Source organism: Streptomyces sp. NBC_01485, assembly GCF_036227125.1.
GTDB lineage: Bacteria > Actinomycetota > Actinomycetes > Streptomycetales > Streptomycetaceae > Streptomyces.
Genome location: NZ_CP109435.1, coordinates 4,164,155 through 4,182,776, shown reverse-complemented (window position 1 = coordinate 4,182,776; position 18,622 = coordinate 4,164,155). Strand labels below are relative to the sequence as shown.

Below are 18,622 nucleotides of genomic sequence, written 5' to 3'. Positions count from 1 at the left end.
CGTGAACCGCCGGGCGGGATGGCACGCTTGGGGGCATGCGCCGACCTTTCGCCGTCCGAACCGGAGCCGTCCGAACCGGAGCCTTCCTCGCCGCAGTCGTACGCTCGGGAGCCGCTCTCTCGGGAGCCGTTCTGCTGGGAGTCCTCGCCGTGCCGGCCGGACCCGCCGCGTCCGTCGCGTTCGCGGCCGGCGGCGACAAGGGGTTCACCATCGAGGATCCGCGCATCACCGAGTCCAGCGGTCTCGCCGCCTCGCGCCTGCACCCCGGCGTCTACTGGACCCACAACGACAGCGACGACGGCCCCTACCTGTACGCCGTCGACAGCGCGACCGGGAAGACCGTCGCCCGGCTCACCCTCACCGGCATCGGCACCCCGCGTGACGTCGAGGCCGTCTCCATCGGGCCGGACAACGAGATCTGGGTCGGCGACATCGGCGACAACCTCGGCGGGACCTGGAAGTACGTGTGGATCTACCGGCTGCCCGAGCCGAAGAAGCTCGTCGACCAGACGATCAAGGCCACGCAGTACGTCGTCAAGTACTCCGACGGCGCGCGCGACGCCGAGTCGCTCCTCGTGCACCCCAAGACCGGGCGCGTCTACATCATCGACAAGAAGGAGGAGGGCGGGCACCTCTACGAGGGGCCGGCGAAACTCTCCTCCTCCGGGACGAACGTCTTCCGGCCCGTCGCCGCCGTCGACCTGTGGGCCACCGACGCCGCGTTCTCGCCGGACGGCACCCAGCTCGCCGTCCGCGGCTACTTCGGCGGCATCTCCTACGACTGGAACGGCGGGAAGATCGAGCGCGAGGGGCGGCTCGACGTGCCGTTGCAGGGGCAGGGGGAATCCGTCAGCTACTCGGCCGACGGCACCAAGCTCATGTACGGCAGCGAGGGCGCCGGGAGTTCCGTGGTGGCGGAGGACGCACCCAAGGGTGCGGCTTCCTCGTCCGGTGCCAAGTCCCCGTCGGGGGGCGGGAGTTCGAGTTCGAGTGCCTCGGACGGCGGCGGTGACGGCTCCTCGTCCGGCGGTGGCGTCAAGTTCGGGGCGCTGGCCGTGGCCGCGGTCGTGGCGGGCGTCTTCGGCCTCCGCCGCCTCACGCGCCGGAACTGAGCCGGGCGGCGGCCCTGGGTCGGGAGGCCTGAGCCGGGCGGCCCTGAGCCGGGCTCTTACGGCTGCCGGGTGCGGCTGCCGGCGTCTTTGGCGTCCTCCTTCGTCGTCTCTCCTGTCATCTCTCCTTTGTCACCCTCTTCGTCATCCTCCTTGACGTGGTCATGGTGTGTCAGTTTCCTGGGGGGAGCGCGGCGTGTGGGAGCGCTCCCACGTTCCGGGCCCGCGCCTCCCCCCTCGCCCCACGAGAGGAAGCAGCGAGATGTTCCGCAGCTTGCGAAGAGCGCTGTGCGCGGTTGCCGCCGCGCTCCTGATACCGCTGGGAGCCGTCGCACAGACGGCCCGGGCGGCCGACGCCGATGCGGCGGGCACCGTGGCGGCCGCCGCCGGAGCCGGTTACTGGCACACCAGTGGCCGCCAGATCCTGGACGCCGCCGGGCAGCCGGTCCGGGTCGCCGGGATCAACTGGTTCGGCTTCGAGACCGGCAACTACGTCGTCCACGGCCTCTGGTCCCGTGACTACAAGAGCATGATCGACCAGATGAAGTCGCTGGGCTACAACACGATCCGCATCCCCTACAGCGACGACATCTTCAAAAGCTCGACCGTCCCCAACAGCATCGACTTCAGCAGCGGCAAGAACGCCGATCTGCAAGGGCTCAACTCGCTGGGCGTGCTGGACAAGTTGGTCGCGTACGCCGGTCAGGACGGCCTGAAGGTCATCCTCGACCGGCACCGTCCGGACGCGGGCGGCCAGTCGGCGCTCTGGTACACGGCCGCGGTCCCGGAGTCGACGTGGATCGCCAACCTCAAGTCCCTCGCGGCCCGTTACAAGGGCCAGGACACGGTTGTCGGCATCGACCTGCACAACGAGCCCCACGATCCCGCCTGTTGGGGCTGCGGCGACACGGCCACGGACTGGCGGCTGGCCGCGCAGCGGGCCGGCAACGCGGTCCTGTCCGTCAACCCCGCCCTGCTGATCTTCGTCGAGGGCGTGCAGTCCTTCAACGGCGTCTCCGGCTGGTGGGGCGGCAACCTGATGGGGGTCGCGCAGTACCCGGTGCAGCTCGACGTGGCGAACCGGGTCGTGTACTCCGCCCACGACTACGCCACGAGCGTCGCCCAGCAGAGCTGGTTCAGCGATCCGACGTTCCCCGCGAACATGCCGGGGATCTGGGACAAGTACTGGGGCTACATCTTCAAGCAGAACATCGCGCCGGTGTGGGTGGGCGAGTTCGGCACGACGCTGACGTCGACGGTGGACCAGAAGTGGCTTGCGGCGCTGGTGAGTTACCTCCGGCCGACGTCGACGTACGGCGCCGACTCCTTCCACTGGACCTTCTGGTCCTGGAACCCCAACTCCGGTGACACGGGCGGAATCCTGAAGGACGACTGGCAGACCGTGGACACGGTGAAGGACGGCTATCTGACGACCGTCAAGGCGGCCGGCTTCCCGAGCACCGGCGGGGGAAGCGGCGGCGGAGGCGGGGACGGCGGTGGCGGTGGCGGCGGTACGGCTGCCTGCGCCGCCGCCTACACCGTCAGCAGCGACTGGGGCGGGGGCTTCAACGCCGAGGTGAAGGTGACCAACACCGGGACGAGCCCCCTCTCGTCCTGGAAGGTCACCTGGACCTGGACCGGCGCCCAGCAGGTCACGTCCATGTGGAACGCCTCGTACACCCAGACCGGCCCGACCGTGACAGCCGCGAACGCCTCACACAACGGGACCGTCCCGGCGGGCGGTTCGGCGAGCTTCGGCTTCGGGGGCGCGCCGGGGGGCGGGGGTGCGCCGAGCGTGAGTTGTACGGCGGCGTGAACGTCTGCGGGTGTGTCGGCCGCCGGCCGACACACCCGTAAGGGACGGGGGCGGGGGCAAGGGACAACGGGAGCGCGTACAGGGCCGTCACCCGCCCCGCACCGGCCAGTAGCGGTATGCGGGGCCGCATCGGCACACGCATCGTGCGGGCGGAAACGCCCCCCGGCGCCAGGTGATCATGCTGCCCTACCCCGTCGGCCCCGAGTCGTGGGACCGGTCAGGCGGGTGTCCGGGAGGAGATGGGTGGGCCGCCCGCTCGGGTCATGCGGTGGGACAGGTGGGCCAGGCGGGCGGGGGTGTCGTCGAGGAGGAGGAGCAGGCGGGGTTCGTCGCTGCCTGCGTCGGCGGCCTCGGCGAGGATGAGGGCGAGGACCGTCAGCGCGTTGTCCGGCTCGTCGGTGAGGAGGTCGCCGGCCTCCCGGACCACGACCGCCGTGGGCGGTGCGGCCCGGTCGCCGGGTGACGTGGGGGCGACGGGCGGCACGGTGTCGCGGAGGCAGTCGAGGAAGGCGTTCCAGTTGTGGCCGAAGTGGTCCGGGAAGCCGAGCCCGGCGGCCCATTCGGCGAACAGGTCCTGGCTGGTACGGCAGCGGGAGCCGCGCACTTCCCCGCGCGTCGGGAGGCCGGCCGCCGCCTCGGTCAGCGGGCGGATCCAGGACGTCGTGCTGGTCAATCCGATCCTCTTCTTTCCCTTTTGCCTGTTCCTGTTTCTCTGATCTTTTTTCTTTTTTCTTTTTCTTTTGGTTTTGCTTTTCCTCTTCGGGGCCGGGTGGTGTGGCGGGTCGGTTCTCTGTCCGCCCACACCACCCGGTCTTGATCTACTGCCTGGCCTAGTAGTGGCCGAGGTAGTCGAACGACTGGTAGTGGTCGAACGTGGCGTAGACGTTGCCCGAGTTGGGGTTGCGGATGATCCGCATCGCGTCGCGTCCGGTGTTCGGCGCGTTGTAGTAGGCGATGTCGTACTCCACGTAGGGAGCCGTGGTGCGGCCGTTGGTCGAGTAGGCCCGGGAGCTCGAGACTCCACGGACCTGCTCGAAGTTGCTGAGGAGCCCGTTGTAGTCGTTGTACACGCCGCCGTAGTACACGTACTGGTCGCGGTGGAGGCGGCTGTCCCAGTAGGCGTACCAGCGGTTTCCGAAGGTCTGCCCGGGCCACCCGTGGCCGGCCCACTGGTCGAGGCGGTAGTAGGTGCGTCCGCCGTACCAGCTCGTGGTGGTGGTGTCCGCCCAGTGGTTGGCCCAGAAGTCCGCCGCCTCGACCGCCCAGTTCCAGTTCTGCACGGATACGTTCGGCGGCGGGTTGTTGCACCACTGGGTGCAGGCGCCGGGCGGTGCCGCGGCGACCGCGGTGCCGGAGTCGGTGGCCATGATGCCCGCGAGGGCGAGCAGTACGCCCGCGAAGGTCACGGCCCTGCGCCGGCCCCGGAGCCGCCGCTTCGTGGGGCGCTCCGCGTCGGTCGCGGAGTCTGCGGACTCCGCGGACTCGGTGGTGAGTGAGGAGGACATCGGTTGCTCCTTGATCGGGTCAGGGATCGGTCCGGTGATCGGTACCGGATGCTCGTCGGCGTTTCAGGGCTGCGGGATCCGACCGGCGACACGACCTACGTTTGCAAGCCGAAAATTGATGCTCACCCCCCTTTCGCCAGGGAATTCAATTCCTCGGGCGTACACGTTGGGGGCACGGGCGACATGACAAAGGGCGCCCGGCACGTGGTGTGCCGGGCGCCCTCAGTCGTCGTACTCAGTCGTACTGGGTGGTCGTACTGAGCCGTACTGAAAAGATCAGAGCTTTTCGATCACGTAGTCGATGCACTTCGTCAGCGCTTCGACGTCCGCCGGGTCGATCGCCGGGAACATCGCGACGCGCAGTTGGTTGCGGCCGAGCTTGCGGTAGGGCTCGGTGTCGACGATGCCGTTGGCGCGGAGGGTCTTGGCGACGGCGGCGGCGTCCACGTCGTCGGTGAAGTCGATCGTGCCGATGACCTGGGAGCGCTTGGCCGGGTCGGTGACGAAGGGGTTCGCGTACTTGACGTCCTCGGCCCAGCCGTAGAGCGTGCGCGCGGAGGTGGCGGTGCGGCGCACCGACCAGTCCAGGCCGCCCTGGCCGTTGATCCACTCGAGCTGCTGGTTCAGGAGGAAGAGGGTGGCGAGGGCCGGGGTGTTGTACGTCTGGTTCTTGCGCGAGTTGTCGATCGCCGTGGGGAGCGAGAAGAACTCCGGGATGTGACGGCCGGACGCGTGGATCCGCTCGGCGCGCTCGATCGCGGCCGGGGAGAACACGCCGATCCACAGGCCGCCGTCGGAGGCGAAGGACTTCTGCGGGGCGAAGTAGTAGACGTCCGTCTCGGCGATGTCGACCGGGAGGCCGCCCGCGCCGGACGTGGCGTCGACCAGGACGAGCGCGCCGTCGTCCGCGCCCTGCACGCGCGCGAGGGGGGCCGCTACACCGGTGGAGGTCTCGTTGTGGGTGAACGCGTAGGCGTCCACGCCCGCCTCGGCCGCCGGCTCGGGGTGCGTGCCCGGGTCGGAGGAGATGACGGTGGGCTCGGCCAGCCAGGGAGCGAGCTTGGCTGCCTTCGCGAACTTGGAGCTGAACTCACCGAACGTGAGGTGCTGCGACTTGTTCTCGATCAGGCCGTGCGTCGCGACGTCCCAGAAGGCCGTCGAGCCGCCGTTGCCGAGGACGACCTCGTAGCCCTCGGGGAGGGAGAACAGCTCGGAGATGCCCTCGCGCACCTTGCCGACCAGGTTCTTCACCGGGGCCTGGCGGTGGGAGGTGCCGAGGAGGGACGTACCGGTGGCGGCCAGGGCGTCCAGCGCCTCCACCCGCACCTTGGAGGGGCCCGCGCCGAAACGACCGTCGGCGGGCTTGATGTCAGCAGGAATCTGGATCTCAGCCACGGAGGTGAGGTTAGCCGTTGCGGGAAACCTGGGTGAAACGTGGTCCGTCGGGTGAGACGCGTTTTTGGTTTCCTGGACAGGTGACGGAACTCGAGGGTGTTGACGGTCGTGCGGGTGCTACGGGTACCGCGGGGCTTGAAGCCGAGCTGCGGCGGGTCGTCGGCGGGGACGTGGACTTCGGGGTGACGGCCCGGGCGCTGTTCACCATGGACGCGTCCAACTACCGGCGGGTCCCCGTAGGGGTCGTCGCGCCGCGTGACGCCGACGACGTGAGCGCCGTGCTGGAGGTGTGCCGGGCGCACGGTGTGCCGGTCGTCGCGCGCGGCGGCGGGACGTCGATCGCCGGGCAGGCCACCGGCACCGGCGTGGTGCTGGACTTCACGCGGTACATGAACCGGCTGGTCAGCCTGGATCCGGAGGCGCGGACGGCCGTCGTGCAGCCGGGGCTCGTCCTCGACCGGCTCCAGGAGGCCGCCGCCCCGCACGGGCTGCGCTTCGGGCCCGACCCGTCCACGCACAGCCGCTGCACGCTCGGCGGGATGATCGGCAACAACTCGTGCGGCTCCCACTCGGTGGCCTGGGGGACGACGGCGGACAGTGTGCGCGAGCTGGAGGTCGTCACCGCGCGCGGGCGGCGGCTGCGGCCCGGGCAGGGCTGGGCCGGGGCGCCGGACGGGCTGCGGGCGCTGGTGGAAGGCGAACTGGTGCGGCTGCGCACCGGCTACCCCGACCTGCCCCGCCGTATCTCCGGGTACGCCCTGGACGCGCTGCTCCCGGAGAACGGCGTCGACGTCGCCCGGTCCTTCTGCGGCTCCGAAGGCACGCTGGGGGTGCTCACGGAGGCCGTCGTACGGCTCGTCGAGGCACCACGCGCGTGTGCGCTCGCGGTGCTCGGTTACGCCGACGAGGGCGACGCCGCCGAAGCCGCGGCCGGGCTCCTGCCGCAGCGCCCGCTGACCGTGGAGGGCATGGCGGCCGACCTGGTGCCGCCGGGGGCGGCGGCCGGGCTGCCCAGGGGCGGCGCCTGGCTGTTCGTGGAGACCGGCGGGGAGACGGGCGCGCAGGCACGCGCGCGTGCGGAGGCGATCGTGCGCGCCGCCGACGTCGTCGACGCGCGCGTGGTGACCGACGCCGCCGGGCAGCGGGCGCTGTGGCGGATCCGGGAGGACGCGAGCGGGACGGCGACCCGGATGCCGGACGGCTCCGAGGCCTGGCCCGGCTGGGAGGACTGTGCGGTGCCGCCGGCCCGCCTCGGCGCGTACCTGCGCGACTTCCGCACGCTCCTGTCCGCGCACGACCTGCGCGGCACGCCGTACGGCCATTTCGGGGACGGCTGCATCCACGTCCGCATCGACTTCGACCTCCTGACGGAGGCGGGGGTCGGCCGTTTCCGCCGCTTCTCGGAGGAGCTGGCCGACCTGGTCGTCGCGCACGGCGGCTCGCTCTCCGGCGAGCACGGCGACGGACAGGCCCGCGCCGAACTGCTACCCAGGATGTACGGGGACGAGCTGGTCGCCGTCTTCGAGCGGGCCAAGGGCGTCTGGGATCCGGACGACCTCCTCAACCCGGGCATGCTGGTCCGCCCGGCACCCCTCGACGGCAACCTGCGCTTCGCCGTTCTGCCCCGCGAACCGGTCGAGGTGGCCTTCGGCTACCCGTCCGACGGCGGCGACTTCTCGGCGGCGGTACGGCGCTGCGTGGGCGTCGCGAAGTGCCGTACGACGTCGGCGACGGGGGCGGAGGTGATGTGCCCGTCGTTCCGTGTCACGGGCCGGGAGGAGCACTCCACGCGCGGGCGGGCCCGGCTGCTGCACGAGATGCTGGCCGGCGAGCTGGTGACCGACGGCTGGCGCTCCACGGAGGTCCGGGACGCGCTGGACCTGTGCCTGTCCTGCAAGGGCTGCCGCTCCGACTGCCCGGTCGAGGTCGACATGGCCACCTACAAGGCGGAGTTCCTGCACCACCACTACGAGGGGCGACGGCGGCCTGCCGCGCACTACAGCATGGGGTGGCTGCCGGTGTGGCTGCGCTGGGCGAGCGGGGCGCGGGCGACCGCCGTACTCAACACGCTGGCCTCCGTCGGCCCGCTGGCGCACATCGCGAAACGGCTGGGCGGCATCGCCCCGGAGCGGGGGATTCCGCGGCTGGCGGGGGAGACGTTCAGCGGGTGGTGGCGGGGAAGGCGGGTCCCTGACGCGGGCGGGTCGGCCGGCAGGGGCGAGCTGGTCGTCCTGTGGCCCGACACCTTCACCGAGCACCTCGCGCCGTCCGTGGGCCGGGCGGCCGTCCGCGTCCTGGAGGCGGCGGGGCTGCGGGTCGCGCTGCCGCCGACCCTGCGGATGCGCGGGCGGGTGCGGCCGGTGGGCGACGGCCGGTCCAGGTCCGCGGCCGCGCTGCTGACCGCCCGCCGGGGCCGGGTCTGCTGCGGGCTGACGTACGTCTCCACCGGCCAGCTCGACCACGCGCGCGTGGTGCTGCGCCGCACGCTCGACCTGATGGAACCGGTGCTGGAGACGGCCGCCCCGGTCGTCGTCCTGGAGCCGAGCTGCGCGGCCGCCCTGCGCACCGACCTGCCCGAGCTGCTGCACGACGACCCGCGCGCGGGTCGCCTCGCCGCCCGCGTCCTCACGTTCGCGGAGGCTCTGGAGCGGCACGCTCCCGGCTGGACCCCGCCCCGCCTGGACCGTCCGGCGGTCGGCCAGACCCACTGCCACCAGCACGCGGTGCTGGGCGACGCGGCCGAGCGGCGGCTGCGCGAGGCCGCGGGGCTCACCGGTGACCTGACGGGCGGGTGCTGCGGCCTCGCCGGGAACTTCGGCTTCGAGGCAGGCCACTTCGAGGTGTCGTCGGCCTGCGCGGAGGAACGACTGCTGCCCGCCGTAAGGGACGCTCCGGAGGGGTCGGTGGTCCTGGCGGACGGCTTCTCCTGCCGGACCCAACTGGACCAACTGGCGGGGGTCCGGGGGCGGCATCTGGCGGAGGTACTGGCCGAGGCGCTGGAGGACGAGCCGGACGGGGAAGGGTTCCCGCACGCGCGTGCGTGACCGACACGGTGGCGCACGCGCGCGTGACCGACACGGTGGCCCTGGAGGCGTTCGGTACCGGGGACGGCCGTAGCCGCCTCCTAGGCTGACTCGTCCGCGCTTGTTTGAACAACCGTTCGAAGGAATCCCGGGTATGAGCCTGCGTGTCCAGTCCATCAGCCGTGACGAGCATCTGGCGTTCGTCGCGGCCCGCCCCTCCGCCAGTCATATGCAGATCCCCTCGTGGGGCGACGTGAAGCCGGACTGGCGGGCGGAGAGCCTGGGCTGGTTCGACGAGGAGGGCCGGCTCGCCGGGGTGGGGCTGGTGCTGCTGCGCCCGCTGCCGAAGCTGAAGCTGAAGAAGTACCTGGCCTACCTGCCCGAGGGGCCGGTCCTCGACTGGCACGCGCCCGACCTGGTGGAGCGCTGGCTGACGCCGATGCTCGCGCACCTGAAGGCGCGGGGCGCGTTCTCGGTGAAGATGGGCCCGCCCGTCGTCGTGCGACGCTGGAGCGCCGACGCCGTCAAGGCGGCCATCGCCGACCCGGCCGCCCACCGGCTGCGCGACGCCGAGCCGAGTTCGTGCGAGCCGCGCGCCCTCGACGTCGCCGACCGGCTGCGCCGCGCCGGCTGGCAGCAGACCGAGCCGGGCGGCGAGGACGGCTTCGCGGCCGGCCAGCCCCGCTACGTCTTCCAGATCCCCTTCGCCGGACGGACGCTGGAGGAGGTCCACGGCGGCCTCAACCAGCAGTGGCGGCGCAACATCAAGAAGGCGGAGAAGGCGGGCGTGAAGGTCGTCCGGGGCGGCTACGAGGACCTGGCGGCGTTCTACACGCTCTACACCGAGACCGCCGGGCGCGACCGCTTCATCCCGCGCCCGCTGCCCTACTTCCAGCGCATGTGGAGCGCGCTGAACGACGAACACCCCGACCGCATGCGGCTCTACCTCGCCCACCACGACGGCGAGGTGCTCGCGGCGGCCACCATGCTGACCGTCGGCGAGCACGTCTGGTACTCGTACGGCGCCTCCACCGGCCGCAGGCGCGAGGTCCAGCCCAACAACGCCATGCAGTGGCGCATGATGGCCGACGCCCACGAGCTCGGCGCCGCCGTCTACGACCTGCGCGGCATCACCGACACCCTGGAGGAGTCCAACCACCTGCTCGGCCTGCTCCGCTTCAAGGTGGGCACGGGTGGAGAGGCGGTGGAGTACCTGGGCGAGTGGGACTTCCCGCTCAACAAGCTGCTGCACAGGGCGCTGGACCTGTACATGGCGCGCAGGTAGCCGTCTCACAGCCCGGGACAGTGGCTCGAACAGCCCAGGACGGTGGCGTGAACAGCCCAAGACAGAGGCTTAATGGGTTCACACACCTGACGGGGTCCATTAGCCTGGACTGGTCAGTACATCAAGATGAACGAACCGAGCACCTGGACCGCCCGTGACCACCCTCGATACAGCCACCTCACCGCAGGTCTCGGCCCCCGCCCCGGGCCGCTTCGGCGGCCTCGGACCCGTCGGCCTGGTGCTCGCCGGAGGGGTCTCGGTGCAGTTCGGCGCCGCGCTGGCGGTGACGCTGATGCCGAGGGTGGGCGCGCTGGGCGTGGTGGCGCTGCGGCTGCTGGTCGCGGCGCTGGTGCTGCTGGTGGTCTGCCGACCGCGCCTGCGCGGCCACTCGCGCGCGGACTGGGGCACGGTCGTCGTCTTCGGCGTCACGCTGGCAGCGATGAACGGCCTGTTCTACCAGGCGGTGGACCGTATCCCGCTGGGCCTGGCCGTCACCCTGGAGGTGCTCGGCCCCCTCGCCCTGTCGGTCGTCGCCTCGCGCCGCGCGCTCAACCTGGTCTGGGCCGGACTGGCCCTCGCCGGCGTCTTCCTGCTCAGCGGCGCGGGCGGAGGCGGCGGACGCGGCGGCGCGGGCGGAGGTGGCGGCTTCGGTGAACTCGACCTCGTGGGCGTCGCGTTCGCGCTGGGCGCGGGCGCGATGTGGGCGGCGTACATCGTCTTCAGCGCCCGTACGGGCCGCCGCTTCCCGCAGGCGGACGGGCTGGCGCTGGCGATGGCGGTGGGCGCGCTGCTGTTCCTGCCGCTGGGGGTCGCCGGCGCGGGCACGAAGCTGCTCGACCCGGTGACGCTGGGCCTGGGCGCGGCGGTGGCCGTCCTCTCCTCGGTCCTCCCCTACACCCTCGAACTCCTCGCCCTGCGCCGCCTGCCCGCCTCCACCTTCGCGATCCTGATGAGCCTGGAACCCGCGATCGCGGCAACGGCCGGCTTCCTCATCCTCGGCCAGGCCCTCTCCACCCTGCAGGCGGCGGCCATCGCGCTGGTCATCGCGGCGAGCATGGGGGCGGTACGGACCCAGGTGGGACAGCGGGGCAAGGCGACGCTTCCGGAGGCCTGACGCTCCGGGGCCGTGCCGAGGGGCACCGCTTGGGCACGCGTCGCACTCGTCTGTACACGCGCGGCACTCCCTGTACACGCGCGGCACTCGGCGCACTCGCCGCGCAGACTAATAACAAGCATGCTTGATTGTTTTCTTGCCCGCTGCCATGCTCCACCCCATGGCCGACCCCACCCCCGTACTCGACGACCTCCGTGCCGAAAGCGACGAACTCGACCGGCTGGTCGCCGAGTTGGGACCGGAGCAGTGGACGCTGCCGACCCCCGCCCCCGGCTGGACCGTCGCCCACCAGATCGCGCACCTCGCCTGGACCGACCGTTCCTCCGTGCTGGCCGCGACCGATCAGGACGCCTTCTCCCGTGAGGTCGAGAAGGCGCTGACCGCGCCCGGGGACTTCGTGGACAACGCCGCGGAGGAGGGCGCCGGAAAGCCGTCCGCGCAGTTGCTCGCGGACTGGCGGTCCGGCCGCGCAGCCCTCCAGGACGCCCTGCGCGCGGCCCGGGCGGGGGCGCGTTTCCCCTGGTACGGCCCACCCATGTCGGTCGCCTCCATGGCCACCGCCCGCCTCATGGAAACCTGGGCCCACGGCCTGGACATCGCCGACGCGCTCGGCGTCGTCCGCACCCCCACCGACCGCATCCGGCACATCGTCCATCTCGGCGTCTGCACCCGCGACTTCGCCCTCGGCATGCACGGACTGCCCGTGCCGTTCGAGGAGTTCCGCATCGAACTCACCGGCCCGTCCGGCGAGTTGTGGATCCACGGTCCCGAGGACGCCGACGACCGCGTCACCGGCACCGCGCTCGACTTCTGCCGCCTGATCACCCAGCGGGCGCATCGCGCCGACCTCGCCCTGACCGCCGTGGGCCCGGACGCGGACCGCTGGCTGGACGTCGCCCAGGCGTTCGCGGGCCCGCCCGGCGAGGGCCGCACGCCCACAGCGGACATGCCCAAGGGGGACGCGCCCAAGGGGGCGACGGAGTGACGAGGGTGCTCCGCATCGGCAACGCCTCCGGCTTCTACGGCGACCGTTTCGACGCGATGCGCGAGATGCTCACCGATGGCCGGCTCGACGTCCTCACCGGCGACTACCTCGCCGAGCTGACGATGCTCATCCTGGGCCGGGACCGGCTCAAGGACCCGTCAGCCGGCTACGCCCGCACGTTCCTGGGCCAGTTGGAGGAGTGCCTCGGCCTCGCCCACGACCGCCGGGTGCGGATCGTCACCAACGCCGGCGGCCTCGATCCGGCCGGACTCGCCGACGCCGTACGGCAGTTGGCGGACCGGCTCGGCATCCCCGTACGCGTCGCCCACGTCGAGGGCGACGACCTCACCGCCCGCTACCCCGGCAGCCTCACCGCGCACGCCTACCTCGGCGGCTTCGGCATCGCCGCCTGTCTGCGCGAGGGCGCGGACGTCGTCGTCACCGGGCGGGTGACGGACGCGGCCCTGGTCACCGGGCCCGCCGCCGCCCACTTCGGCTGGGGGCCCAGGGAGTACGACCGGCTCGCGGGCGCGGTCGTCGCCGGGCACGTCCTGGAGTGCGGGACACAGGCCACCGGCGGCAACTACGCCTGGTTCAAGGGCCGGGACGTACGCCGCCCGGGCTTTCCGCTCGCCGAACTGTACGAGGACGGCAGCAGCGTCATCACCAAGCACCCCGGCACCGGCGGCTTCGTCGACGTCGGCACGGTGACCGCCCAACTCCTGTACGAGACCGGCCCGGCCCGGTACGCGGGACCCGACGTCACCGCCCGCCTGGACACCGTACGGCTCACCCAGGACGACGACGGCCCGGACCGCGTACGGATCCACGGCGTGCGCGGCGAGGCCCCGCCGCCGACCTTCAAGGTCGGCCGCACCCGCCTCGGCGGCTACCGCAACGAGGTCGTCTTCGTGCTCACCGGCCTCGACATCGAGGCCAAGGCGGCGCTCGTGCGGGAGCAGTTGGCGGCGGCGGTCGGCAAAGTCGCCGACGCCCGCTGGGAGTCGGTCCGCACCGACCGCCCCGACGCCGACACCGAGGAGACCGCGAGCGCGTTGCTCCGGCTGGTCGTACGCGACCCAGAACAGGCCGCCGTCGGCCGGGTGCTGAGCGGAGCGGCCGTCGAGCTGGCCCTCGCGAGCTACCCCGGCTTCCACGTCCTCGCCCCACCCGGCAAGGGCACCCCGTACGGCGTCTTCGAGGCCGCGTACGTCCCCCGGGACGAGGTCGCGCACGTGGCCGTCCTCGCCGACGGGCGCCGCATCCCCGTACCCCCGGCCGCCGACACCCTCGAACTCGACGCATTACCGGAACCCCCGCCGCCCGATCCCCTGCCGGACGACGGACCCTCCCGGCGCGCTCCCCTCGGACTCGTCGCCGGCGCCCGCAGCGGGGACAAGGGCGGGGACGCCAACGTCGGGGTGTGGGTGCGCACGGACGAGGCGTGGCGCTGGCTCGCCCACGCGCTCACGGTCGACCGCTTCCGCGAACTGCTCCCGGAAACCCGCGAGTTGACGGTCACCCGGCACGCACTGCCCCACCTCCGCGCCCTGAACTTCGTCGTCGAGGGAATCCTCGGCGCCGGCGTCGCCTCGCAAGCCCGCTTCGACCCGCAGGGCAAGGCGCTCGGCGAATGGCTGCGCTCCCGTCACCTGGACATTCCGGAGGCCCTCCTGTGACCGTCCTGCCGTCGGCGCTGGACACGACCGCCCCCGACCACCCCGACCACCGCGCCTACCGTGCGCACCGGGAGGCGATGCTCGCCAAGATCGCCGACCTCGACGCCGAGCACGCGAAGGCGCTGGCGGGCGGCGGCGAGAAGTACGTCGCCCGGCACCGCGCGCGCGGCAAGCTCCTCGCGCGCGAGCGCATCGAGCTGCTCCTCGACCCCGACACGCCCTTCCTGGAGCTGTCGCCGCTGGCCGCCTGGGGGAGCGAGTACACGGTCGGCGCCTCGCTCGTCACCGGGATCGGGGTGGTCGAGGGCGTGGAGTGTCTGATCACGGCCAACGATCCGACCGTGCGCGGGGGCGCCAGCAACCCCTGGTCCCTGAAGAAGGCCCTGCGCGCCAACGACATCGCCCTCGCCAACCGGCTGCCCTGCATCAGCCTGGTGGAGTCCGGCGGGGCCGACCTGCCGTCCCAGAAGGAGATCTTCATCCCGGGCGGGGCCGTCTTCCGCGACCTGACGCGCCTGTCCGCCGCCGGGATCCCGACCGTGGCCGTCGTCTTCGGGAACTCGACCGCCGGGGGCGCGTACATCCCCGGCATGTCCGACCACGTGATCATGGTCAAGGAGCGGGCGAAGGTGTTCCTCGGCGGGCCGCCGCTGGTGAAGATGGCCACCGGGGAGGAGAGCGACGACGAGTCCCTGGGCGGCGCGGAGATGCACGCGCGCGTGTCGGGTCTCGCCGACCACTTCGCCGTCGACGAGCGGGACGCGCTGCGGCAGACCCGCCGCGTGGTGGCCCGCCTCAACCACCGCAAGGCGTACGAGGATCCCGGCCCGGCCATCCCTCCCAAGTATGACGAGGACGAGCTCCTGGGCATCGTCCCGGGCGATCTGCGCACCCCCTTCGACCCGCGCGAGGTGATCGCCCGGATCGTCGACGCCTCCGACTTCGACGAGTTCAAGCCCCTGTACGGGACGAGCCTCGTCACCGGCTGGGCGACCCTGCACGGCTATCCCGTAGGCGTACTGGCCAACGCCCAGGGCGTGCTGTTCAGCGCCGAGTCCCAGAAGGCCGCCCAGTTCGTCCAGCTCGCCAACCAGCGCGACATCCCGCTGCTCTTCCTGCACAACACCACCGGCTACATGGTCGGCCGGGAGTACGAGCAGGGCGGCATCATCAAGCACGGCGCGATGATGATCAACGCGGTCGCCAACTCGAAGGTCCCCCACCTGTCCGTCCTCATGGGCGCGTCGTACGGCGCGGGCCACTACGGCATGTGCGGGCGCGCCTACGACCCCCGCTTCCTCTTCGCCTGGCCGAGCGCCAAGTCGGCCGTCATGGGCCCGCAGCAGCTCGCGGGCGTCCTCTCGATCGTCGCCCGGCAGTCGGCCACGGCGAAGGGCCTGCCCTACGACGAGGACGCCGACGCCGCGCTGCGCGCCATGGTCGAGCAGCAGATCGAGTCGGAGTCGCTGCCGATGTTCCTGTCGGGACGGCTCTACGACGACGGCGTCATCGACCCGCGCGACACCCGAACGGTCCTCGGGCTGTGCCTGTCGGCCATCCACACGGCGCCGTACGAGGGTGCGCGCGGCGGCTTCGGCGTCTTCCGGATGTGAGGGTCATGATTACGTCAGTTCTGGTGGCGAACCGCGGCGAGATCGCCTGCCGCGTCTTCCGCACCTGCGGTGAGTTGGGAATCCGGACGGTCGCCGTGCACTCGGACGCCGACGAGAACGCCCTCCACGCGCGCGTGGCCGACACGGCGGTACGCCTGCCGGGCGCGGCCCCCGCGGACACCTACCTGCGCGCCGACCTCATCGTGAAGGCGGCCGTCGCCGCGCGCGCGGACGCCGTCCACCCCGGCTACGGCTTCCTCTCCGAGAACGCCGACTTCGCGCGCGCCGTCCTGGACGCGGGCCTGGTCTGGATCGGCCCGCCGCCCGACGCGATCGAGGCGATGGCGTCCAAGACGCGCGCCAAGGAGCTGATGGGCCTCACTCCCCTGTCCGCGCGGGACGTGACGGAATCCGACCTTCCGGTGCTGGTGAAGGCGGCGGCGGGCGGCGGAGGCCGCGGCATGCGCGTCGTACGCCGCCTGGAGGAGCTGGACGCCGCCCTGGAGAGCGCCCGCGCCGAGGCCACGAGCGCCTTCGGCGACGGCGAGGTGTTCGTCGAGCCGTACGTCGACGCCGGCCGCCACGTGGAGGTGCAGATCCTCGCCGACACACACGGCACGGTATGGGCGCTGGGCACCCGCGACTGCTCCCTCCAGAGGCGGCACCAGAAGGTGATCGAGGAGGCCCCGGCGCCCGGGCTCTCCGGGTCGCTGGAGGAGGAGTTGAAGGGGCTGGCCGTACACGCAGCCCGTGCTGTCGACTACGTCGGCGCGGGCACGGTCGAGTTCCTCGTCGCCGACGGCCGGGCGCACTTCCTGGAGATGAACACCCGCCTCCAGGTCGAAGACCCCGTCACGGAGGCGGTCTTCGGCCTCGACCTGGTGGCGGAGCAGATCCGCGTCGCGGAGGGCGCCCGGCTGTCCCCTTCACCGCCCCACGCGCGCGGCCACGCCATCGAGGCCCGCCTCTACGCCGAGGACCCGGCGAACGACTGGACCCCGCAGACCGGCACCCTGCACCGCCTGACCGTCCCGGCGGGCGTCCGCATGGACACCGGGTACGAGGGCGGCGACGAGATCGGCGTCCACTACGACCCGATGCTCGCGAAGGTCGTCGCACACGCCCCCACGCGCGCGGAGGCGCTGCGCAAGCTGGCGGGAGCACTGGAGCGGGCCACCGTCCACGGCCCGACCACCAACCGCGACCTCCTGGTCCGCTCCCTGCGGCACGAGGAGTTCACGTCGGCCCGCATGAACACGGCCTTCTACGACCGCCACCTGCCCGAACTGACGACCCCTCCCCGCGATCCGCACGCCCCTCTGGCCGCCGCGCTGGCACAGGCATCCACCGCCTCCCGCTTCGGCGGCTGGCGCAACCTGCCGTCCCAGCCGCAGACGAAGCGGTACGGGGTGGGGGGAGAGGCGCAGGAGGTCCACTACCGCCACACGCGCACCGGCCTGACAGCGGACGGTGTGCACGTCGTGCACGCCGATGCGGACCTGGTGGTGCTCGAAGTGGACGGCGTACGGCACCGCTTCGAGATCGCCCGCTACGGCGACCAGGTCCACGTCAACACCACCGCCCTCACCGCCCTGCCCCGCTTCCCCACCCCTCAGACGCAGCACGCCCCCGGCTCCCTCCTGGCCCCGATGCCCGGCACGGTCGTCAAGCTCGCACCCGGTCTCATCACCGGATCGAGTGTCGAAGCGGGAGAACCGCTGATGTGGCTCGAAGCGATGAAGATGCAACACCGCATTTCCGCGCCGGTCACCGGGAGGGTGACGGAGGTGGCGGTGACACCTGGACAACAAGTAACGGTGGGCATGTTGCTGGCGGTAGTGCAAGCAACCTAGAGGCACGGGACTGCATCGATATGCGGCTCCGCCGCGTGAGCGCGAGCAACCACCCACAACCCGCAGCCGAAGGAGTCTCATGACCCCCCTCATCGAACCCGACGAGCACAAGGCACTCCGAGACGCGGTCTCCTCCTTCGCCAAGACCCACCCGCACGACTCCAAGACCCTCTGGCAAGAAGCCGCCAAGCTCGGCTACATCGGCGTCAACCTGCCGGAGGCATACGGCGGAGGCGGAGGCGGCATCACCGAACTCTCCCTGGTCCTCGAAGAGATGGGCGCCGCAGGCAACCCCCTCCTCATGATGATCGTCTCCCCGGCGATCTGCGGGACGGTGATCGCCCGCTTCGGCACGGAAGCCCAGAAGCAGGAGTGGCTCCCCGCCCTGGCCGACGGCACCCGCCTCATGGCCTTCGGCATCACCGAGCCCGACGCCGGTTCCAACAGTCACCGCATCACCACGACGGCACGCAAGGACGGCGGCGACTGGCTCCTCACCGGCCGCAAGGTCTTCGTCTCCGGCGTGGACATCGCGGACGCCACCTTGATCGTCGGCCGCACGGAGACGGTGTCCGGCAAAGAGGGCCGCACCGGCCGTCTCAAGCCCGCCCTCTTCATCGTCCCGCGTGACGCGCCCGGCTTCACCCACCGCGAGATCGACATGGAACTGCACGGCGCGGAGAAGCAGTTCGAGCTGATCCTGGACGACGTGAGGCTCCCGGCGGAGGCGCTCGTCGGCGACGAGGACGCCGGTCTGCTCCAGCTCTTCGCCGGCCTGAACCCCGAGCGGATCATGACGGCCGCGTTCGCGATCGGCATGGGCCGGCACGCCCTCGGGAAGGCGGTCGCGTACGCGCGCGAGCGAACCGTCTGGAACACCCCGATCGGCGCCCACCAGGCCATCGCGCACCCCCTGGCCCAGGCGCACATCGAACTCGAACTGGCCCGCCTGATGATGCAGAAGGCGGCCCACCTGTATGACGCGGGGGACGACATGGGCGCGGGCGAGGCCGCCAACATGGCGAAGTACGCGGCGGGGGAGGCCTGCGTGCGGGCGGTCGACCAGGCGGTGCAGACCCTCGGGGGCAACGGCCTCACGAGCGAGTTCGGGATAGCCAGGCTGATCACCGCCTCGCGGGTGGCCCGTATCGCCCCGGTCAGCCGGGAGATGATCCTCAACTACGTCTCCCACCAGACCCTGGGCCTGCCCAAGTCGTACTGAACCGCCCTCGGACGAAACCGCCT

13 protein-coding genes are annotated in these 18,622 nt (G+C 71.8%); 10 read left to right on the top strand and 3 right to left on the bottom strand.

Annotated features, from left to right (window positions below):
- The first annotated feature begins 35 nt into the window (after positions 1–35).
- A complete protein-coding gene (locus tag OG352_RS19090) occupies positions 36–1,112 on the top strand; it encodes a WD40 repeat domain-containing protein (RefSeq protein ID WP_329218417.1) in 1,077 nt (358 codons plus the stop codon).
- A gap of 259 nt (positions 1,113–1,371) precedes the next feature.
- Positions 1,372–2,925, top strand: coding sequence for a cellulase family glycosylhydrolase (locus tag OG352_RS19085; RefSeq protein ID WP_329218415.1), 1,554 nt, complete (start codon positions 1,372–1,374; stop codon positions 2,923–2,925).
- A gap of 217 nt (positions 2,926–3,142) precedes the next feature.
- Here OG352_RS19085 and OG352_RS19080 read toward each other — a convergent pair whose 3' ends face one another.
- From OG352_RS19080 to serC, 3 genes are all read right to left on the bottom strand, one after another.
- The gene (locus OG352_RS19080) at positions 3,143–3,598 is read right to left on the bottom strand and encodes a barstar family protein (RefSeq protein WP_329218414.1); all 456 of its coding nucleotides are present in this window, start codon (positions 3,596–3,598) and stop codon (positions 3,143–3,145) included.
- A 157-nt stretch (positions 3,599–3,755) separates the two neighbouring features.
- Positions 3,756–4,430 (bottom strand): ribonuclease domain-containing protein, encoded by a 675-nt coding sequence (locus tag OG352_RS19075; RefSeq protein ID WP_329218411.1) that lies wholly within the window; start codon positions 4,428–4,430, stop codon positions 3,756–3,758.
- A gap of 276 nt (positions 4,431–4,706) precedes the next feature.
- Complete coding sequence (gene serC / locus OG352_RS19070; protein ID WP_329218409.1) at positions 4,707–5,825, bottom strand: phosphoserine transaminase; 1,119 nt, start codon at positions 5,823–5,825, stop codon at positions 4,707–4,709.
- An 80-nt stretch (positions 5,826–5,905) separates the two neighbouring features.
- On the opposite strand from serC, the gene OG352_RS19065 reads away from it, so the two are divergent.
- The 8 genes from OG352_RS19065 to OG352_RS19030 all read left to right on the top strand — a co-directional run bounded on the left by OG352_RS19065 (position 5,906) and on the right by OG352_RS19030 (position 18,599).
- On the top strand, positions 5,906–8,869 hold the full coding sequence (locus OG352_RS19065; protein WP_329218408.1) for an FAD-binding and (Fe-S)-binding domain-containing protein: 2,964 nt from the start codon (positions 5,906–5,908) through the stop codon (positions 8,867–8,869).
- Positions 8,870–9,002: 133 nt separating this feature from the next.
- Positions 9,003–10,133 (top strand): lipid II:glycine glycyltransferase FemX, encoded by a 1,131-nt coding sequence (locus OG352_RS19060; RefSeq protein WP_329218407.1) that lies wholly within the window; start codon positions 9,003–9,005, stop codon positions 10,131–10,133.
- Between the two features lie 154 nt (positions 10,134–10,287).
- Positions 10,288–11,247: an EamA family transporter gene (locus tag OG352_RS19055; RefSeq protein WP_329218405.1), complete on the top strand. Its 960-nt coding sequence runs from the start codon at positions 10,288–10,290 to the stop codon at positions 11,245–11,247.
- Positions 11,248–11,407: 160 nt separating this feature from the next.
- Positions 11,408–12,232 carry a TIGR03084 family metal-binding protein gene (locus OG352_RS19050; protein ID WP_329218404.1) on the top strand — a complete coding sequence of 275 codons (825 nt, stop codon included), beginning with the start codon at positions 11,408–11,410 and terminating at the stop codon, positions 12,230–12,232.
- Positions 12,229–13,911, top strand: coding sequence for an acyclic terpene utilization AtuA family protein (locus OG352_RS19045; RefSeq protein WP_329218403.1), 1,683 nt, complete (start codon positions 12,229–12,231; stop codon positions 13,909–13,911). Before OG352_RS19050 ends, OG352_RS19045 begins: the two co-directional genes overlap by 4 nt.
- Positions 13,908–15,524, top strand: a complete 1,617-nt coding sequence (locus tag OG352_RS19040; protein WP_329218402.1) for an acyl-CoA carboxylase subunit beta — start codon at positions 13,908–13,910, stop codon at positions 15,522–15,524. The genes OG352_RS19045 and OG352_RS19040 overlap by 4 nt, the downstream gene beginning before the upstream one ends.
- 5 nt (positions 15,525–15,529) lie before the next feature.
- Positions 15,530–17,377, top strand: coding sequence for an acetyl/propionyl/methylcrotonyl-CoA carboxylase subunit alpha (locus OG352_RS19035; protein WP_329218401.1), 1,848 nt, complete (start codon positions 15,530–15,532; stop codon positions 17,375–17,377).
- A 79-nt stretch (positions 17,378–17,456) separates the two neighbouring features.
- Entirely contained in the window at positions 17,457–18,599 is a 1,143-nt protein-coding gene (locus OG352_RS19030) for an acyl-CoA dehydrogenase family protein (RefSeq protein ID WP_329218400.1), read from the top strand.
- The last annotated feature ends 23 nt before the right edge of the window (positions 18,600–18,622 follow it).

Excerpts from the sequence above, each read along its gene's own strand:
- OG352_RS19090 (WP_329218417.1), top strand. The coding sequence starts at position 36 with ATGCGCCGACCTTTCGCCGTCCGAACCGGAGCCGTCCGAACCGGAGCC.
- OG352_RS19085 (WP_329218415.1), top strand. The coding sequence starts at position 1,372 with ATGTTCCGCAGCTTGCGAAGAGCGCTGTGCGCGGTTGCCGCCGCGCTC.
- OG352_RS19075 (WP_329218411.1), bottom strand. The coding sequence starts at position 4,430 with ATGTCCTCCTCACTCACCACCGAGTCCGCGGAGTCCGCAGACTCCGCG.
- OG352_RS19060 (WP_329218407.1), top strand. The coding sequence starts at position 9,003 with ATGAGCCTGCGTGTCCAGTCCATCAGCCGTGACGAGCATCTGGCGTTC.
- OG352_RS19050 (WP_329218404.1), top strand. The coding sequence starts at position 11,408 with ATGGCCGACCCCACCCCCGTACTCGACGACCTCCGTGCCGAAAGCGAC.
- OG352_RS19035 (WP_329218401.1), top strand. The coding sequence starts at position 15,530 with ATGATTACGTCAGTTCTGGTGGCGAACCGCGGCGAGATCGCCTGCCGC.
- OG352_RS19030 (WP_329218400.1), top strand. The coding sequence starts at position 17,457 with ATGACCCCCCTCATCGAACCCGACGAGCACAAGGCACTCCGAGACGCG.